The 5450-nt window shown below is 42.3% G+C and carries 6 protein-coding genes; 2 read left to right on the top strand and 4 right to left on the bottom strand.

Features of this window, described 5'->3' with window-relative positions:
* Window positions 1–97: 97 nt before the first annotated feature.
* On the top strand, window positions 98–463 hold the full coding sequence (locus tag QXL29_08220; protein MEM2284571.1) for an MGMT family protein: 366 nt from the start codon (window positions 98–100) through the stop codon (window positions 461–463).
* A gap of 232 nt (window positions 464–695) precedes the next feature.
* Here the strand turns inward: QXL29_08220 and QXL29_08215 are convergent, their stop codons facing one another.
* The 4 genes from QXL29_08215 to QXL29_08200 are packed head-to-tail and all read right to left on the bottom strand — an operon-like array spanning window position 696 to window position 3278.
* Complete coding sequence (locus QXL29_08215) at window positions 696–1031, bottom strand: hypothetical protein (protein ID MEM2284570.1); 336 nt, start codon at window positions 1029–1031, stop codon at window positions 696–698.
* A complete protein-coding gene (locus tag QXL29_08210; GenBank protein ID MEM2284569.1) occupies window positions 1012–1869 on the bottom strand; it encodes a hypothetical protein in 858 nt (285 codons plus the stop codon). Before QXL29_08210 ends, QXL29_08215 begins: the two co-directional genes overlap by 20 nt.
* A 25-nt stretch (window positions 1870–1894) precedes the next feature.
* A complete protein-coding gene (locus QXL29_08205; protein ID MEM2284568.1) occupies window positions 1895–3091 on the bottom strand; it encodes a GTPase in 1197 nt (398 codons plus the stop codon).
* A 40-nt stretch (window positions 3092–3131) separates the two neighbouring features.
* Window positions 3132–3278: a hypothetical protein gene (locus tag QXL29_08200; GenBank protein ID MEM2284567.1), complete on the bottom strand. Its 147-nt coding sequence runs from the start codon at window positions 3276–3278 to the stop codon at window positions 3132–3134.
* Window positions 3279–3749: 471 nt separating this feature from the next.
* Here QXL29_08200 and QXL29_08195 point away from each other — a divergent pair.
* Window positions 3750–5450 (top strand): hypothetical protein (locus tag QXL29_08195; protein ID MEM2284566.1); only part of this gene is annotated, 1701 nt, incomplete at its 3' end.

Below are 5450 nucleotides of genomic sequence, written 5' to 3'. Positions count from 1 at the left end.
GGGAACTGAATTCGTTATTGAAAGAGATGAGGAGAAGGGCAGGATACTAATATACTCTACTAAAAGCACGGAGAAGCAGTGAGAGTGAAGAATTGCTTTGAAGTTTTTATGTATAGAAGAGACATCAGATGGTACTCTCAAGACTTCTTTCACAGAAGAATGTTTCAGAGAAGCTGTTAAGACTTTGCTCATGATAATACCGCTAGGTAAAGTCACTAGCTACTCAAAAATAGCTAAGCTCTTAGAGACCCATCCCAGAAATATCGCTAAAACGCTAAAGGACAATGACGAACCTATAATAACACCGTGTCACAGAGTAGTTTACGGCAATAGACTACTAGGCGGCTACACCATCAAAGGAAAGCCTAGACCAGACCTCAAGAAAAAACTTCTACATCTGGAGGGTGTTAAGACATCTAATAATAGAATACCTAAGGAATTTTTCATAGATGAACTACTATAATGTGGTATCATAAAATGTGGTCAACTTCGAGAATAATAACGACACCCTGAAACAACTAAAGTGACTTCAAGACCACTAACTAGATAACCTACACCAACCCCTTACAAACCTTCATAAAACCCAAAACAGTTGCACTAGGCGATACGTCCTCTAGTAGCCTCTGAATACTCAAGCTAAAGAGAGACCCTGCATTTTTCTAGACCCGTAGTGAATAACCCTCACTAGCAAGTTGCTAGAAAGGAGTCTCAATACCTTTTCTGCTCAGAACTGAGGATATAGTCCACTTTAATGCTTCATAATCTTTCTTCTCGTTGCCGAAAATACCGTTCTGCCTAACTATCTCAACCCCTTTAAAGAAGAGTGATACTGTTACCGTATCATTTTCTATTTCTTCAGAGGCGAACATCACGGTCATTACTAAGCCTCTAGACTTCTCTTCTATTTTCTTTAAAGTTCTCTGTAAGGCTCGTGTTTCGGGAACTCCCGTCTTTGAAATAACCACTAAGACTACGTCACTCTCGTAAACGATTTCCATCAGTTTTTTCACATCATTTACTACTCTCATCACTTATCGTCCTGCACCTGCTGATGTAAGTCTCTCTAATTACTTTCTTTTCTTTAGGAGTTAAATATACTTCTATGTCTACAGGACTCCTAGGCTCTGTTGGTTTTTTAATCCCCTCGCTATTAAGCAGTACTAAGTCGTAATTGAGTAGGTCTCTCAACTCGTTGCAGGGTAACTCACTAACGAACCTCTCTAGGTTTCTCTCGAAGTCTGTGTGTTTCTTGAGTAATGATTCACTCACGGTAGACCCGCACACTAAGCAGGAGAGGTCTGGCATTAAAGAATTGAATCCACACTTGGGGCACGTGATTGGGGGGATCCTGTGTCTCTTACTAACCCAGGCATTAAACCACTTAATCTTGAGTATCTCTATGAGGTCTGTTCGTTTCTCCCTGACTACCTGCCCGTAGATCTTGGGAGCTACGAGAAGGACTGAATCCTTAACACTCGCTACTATGAAGTCAAGGAGGTTTGGCAAGAGATTCTCGAACATTTGAACTAACTTATTAGCTATCAACTCATTTATGATCTCTTTATGTCTATTATACCTCTTAACTACTGTCTCAACGTCCGTGCGAGTAGTGGGAGAACCATATAGTTGAGTCAATATGTCATGTAGTATCTCTACGTACTGAGCATCACTTAAGCCTAGTATTGAGAGGCCTGAAAGCTCAACAAACTCTCTTATGTTTTCCTCAATCCATTTATCAATGTCTACCTCCTTACGACTCACTTTCTTTTCTTTAGTAATTGCTTGCGTAGTTTCTTTGAGAAGCCTTTCTTTCTCTGGCTTAATCTCCTCAGCACTCTTCTTCTTAACACCCTTGCTCTTCTTGACCATACAGTCACTACCTCTCGCTTCCTGCTCAGATACCTTTAATAGTTGTTCTTATCTCAATTATGTCTTTATCCATTAACTTGTGAGAAAGACCTACTTTCTCGCCAGGGTATTTAGCTGAGGGACCCCAGACCCTTGCGTACTTAAAAAACTTTAAGAATTCTTCACGTATCTCTCTCACAGCATCCTCGAGTGTTGAGCCTTCTTTAAGGATTAAAGGCTTTGGAGAGTGAGTATCTGAGTTAGGTTCTTTAGTGTAAACTCTTATTAAGTTGAGCATCTTGAAAACTAAGTAAGGAACGTTCTCGAAACCCTTCATAAGTATCGCGGAAACAGGAACTACGTTGACTCCGGGAACTACTCTCTTTAATTCTTCCGTTAGCGAAGTTATTTGGTCTTCTGCGACAAGATCTACTTTATTTAACAGTACTAGTGAGGGCTTGTATGTAGTCTTCTCAAAAATAGCTCTCTCTACCTCATCTAGAGTTACTTCACCTACTATCCTGACCTCGGAGTTGTAGAGCCTGTAACTCTCGAGCAGTCTCCTCACGTCATCAGCCGTACACCCAATTAGCTTACCGTTTACTACTATTCTAACTCCCTGAATACTCCTCCCCCTAATTATGTGTACTTGACCTCTAGGCCTTACTAGGTAAATACCTGAGTCAGTTAATTCTTTAGCTATGATTTCCAGCTGTCTTATAGGATTGTTCGAGGCGTCAAGAACTATTAAGAGACCATCAGCGTTTCTAGCGAGACCTAGTAATCTAGTCCCCCACCATACAGCACCTTTTGAAAGACCCTCAACAAATGCCGGAGTATCTATCAACTGTATTTGAACGTCCTCGTATGTCATCATTCCCGGAACAGGTAGCTTAGTAGTGAAGGGCACCCGGCCTACTTCAGGCCTAGCATTAGTTAACGCTCTAAGTACAGAACTTTTTCCAGAGGACGGGAAGCCCAGAACAACTACCTGAGCAGCGCCCTCCTTCTCTATGAAGAATGTAGGACCCCCACTACCACTTCTCCTAGACTTCTTTTCTTCAAGTTCTTTCCTGAGTTCTGAGAGCTTCCTCCTAGCCCACGCGACTAGATTCTCAGTACCTTTGTGCTTAGGGACAGCAGATAGAAACTCTTCTAAAGCTTCTATCTTCTCCTCAGTACTTCTAGCCTCTAAATACTTCACCCACTTAGCCTTAGCTTCAGCAGGTAAATTAGTCGGCACACTCTCTCCTACCTAAAATTCGAGCTAATCTTCTTTAAACTTATCCCCAATCACTAATCGTTTCCCGCCTTAGTTTCTGTAGGTTTGTTAGGATGGGTTGTGCTTCTGCCCCACAATTCATCATGACTACTAGCCACTCTACGCGGAGGTCACGGACACCCTTCAAGCCTGACAGCACGAGACTCACATATAATCTCTCTGGGAAGCTCGAGAAACCGCCCTCAACACTTCTCAGGCACCCCTACACCAACACAAAACCCTACAAAAACTTAACACACCAAAACGACTGTCAACCCTCTTCTAAGCCTCTCGACATTATTAAGACTCTTTATAGAAGTCCTCATTAGTCATTGCTGCAGAGCCGCTAGATGAGAGTTAGAGAACTTAAAACCCTTAAAAGGATAAGAACTTCTTAAGAACACCAATAAAACTGATTGACTTTACAACCTGAAAAGCCTCGTCCCTTAGGGCGGGGCGTCAGAGGAACTCTTAACTCGACACAATATCACGAGCTAAAAATATAGAAATACGAGTTCGAGACGCGGATACTTGCTTGCAATGCACCTGCTCTAGTACTAAGGGGAGTGAAAATACTTCGACAAAAAGAAGCTATTCTAAGTAGAAAGATAGAAAAATTTATAAACTTTGAAAGATTAATATGGTAAGGGACGTAATAGTGAAGATTAATTATTTTGTTTTAGTGTTTATTGTCTTGATTTCTATTTCTGTAGTTTCGCTAGTTTTTAGCGGGTTCTTCAACAGGGTTTCTTTGAGTGTTGGTCCCTTCGTAGTGAGAGCCGCCGGGTTTGGCGAGCGAGGAGCCCTAACAATAATATTTGAAGACAATGACTTTGTCCTTGACGGGAAGAAACTTTCTGGGGAGGTCATCGTCTCGTTCGGTGGTGAGACACACGTAATAACTACTACAGAACTAAGCAGAACAAAAAGAATTACGCTATACTTCAGTGAGGGTTTGCGGCGAGAGTCTGAGAGGTTGATGAAGACGTATTTGAAGACTGGAGTCGTCGAGGGCATGAGTGGTGGGGAGATAATTAAGCGTCTCAGAGAACACGGAATTAGCGGTTTTACGTTACCAACACTCTCAATAACTATTTGGTTAAATGATGAGGAGGGGCACGACTATATATGTAGTGATGCGTTCACGTCCATAGAGTACTTCATGAGTCTAGGCAATGACTACTTTGAGTCATCGAAAAAAGCGTTTGAGGACCCGCTAGCGATAATCGAAAAGGGGGTCACGATAACAATACCTAAAGTAGAACGACTGCGTGAGTTCTTAATCGAGACAGACATAACCCCAGTAATAAGAGGGATACATCGTGAGTTAGGGTTTGGCGAAGACACACTAAAACCCACTATAACCTCGCAGTCTAGCGACGTGTATCAGGGAGGCTACTACTGGAATCTTCCTGAGAACCCTCCTCAATTCTTCAGAAATAGACTCGTTGTTAAGGGCGGGGATGAGACATGGCTTGAGAATTATGCATGGCAAAACTTCAGAGACTACTACGCGAGAGTCTGGATATTCAAGAAGTCAAGATTTCCGACTATAGCGTCCGTGAAAGAATACCTGAACTCCGCCGTTATGGGCTGGTGTTACCGCCCCAAATATTTCGTGAATTTCGAAGCGATACTGACAAACTGTCTAAACCCATCACCAAGCTACTCAATAGCGTGGAACCACACACTACAACCAGGAACAGAATTCACATTCTATAAACCACTCGTGATAACCGTAACTTCCAGTTATCAAAACATACCACCCCTTGTGACCGGAATAGTGTATGGAGTTGCTGCAGCAGGATTAAGAAAACACGGCCCTACTATAATGGGCGTGCTTATAGGTAGCGGAATTACTCAGTTCCTTAGCGAGGACACGAAATTCATTGCTTTCACGTCTTATGACTGGCAGTTAGGGCGTAGTCATGCTGCTCTAGTAATACCTGCTTTTATGTGGTATTATTATGACGCCTTCACTCTTAAGTGGGATGTGTGGAGCCTTAATAATGAGGAGTGGGTCGCCGTGCCCGTACCAATAATAACACCATATTACGTGGAAAACACAATGGTTAGCAGTAACTACTGGAGTAGAGACTACTATGATTCTTCAGGGAATCGAGTCGCGGGAGATTATAGTTATGTTAGCAATATCTACACACAACTCAGTAACGTGACAGGAGCTCTCAGAGTGGATGAAGATATAGTGAAAGACTTGCTTCACAGCAACATACCTGATTATTGGGAAACTATAGACTCTTCTTCAGTCAGTGGAACGTACTATGCAGAAGAGAATCTCGCTTCAATAATGTTCGGCATCCTCGGAACTCTGGTAGGTAAG

The sequence above is a fragment of the Zestosphaera sp. genome (assembly GCA_038843015.1).
Classification (GTDB): domain Archaea; phylum Thermoproteota; class Thermoprotei_A; order Sulfolobales; family NBVN01; genus Zestomicrobium.
The sequence above is the reverse complement of the archived record's forward strand: the minus strand, read 5'-3'. Positions and strand labels throughout refer to the sequence as shown.

Excerpts from the sequence above, each read along its gene's own strand:
- QXL29_08210 (MEM2284569.1), bottom strand. The coding sequence starts at position 1,869 with ATGGTCAAGAAGAGCAAGGGTGTTAAGAAGAAGAGTGCTGAGGAGATT.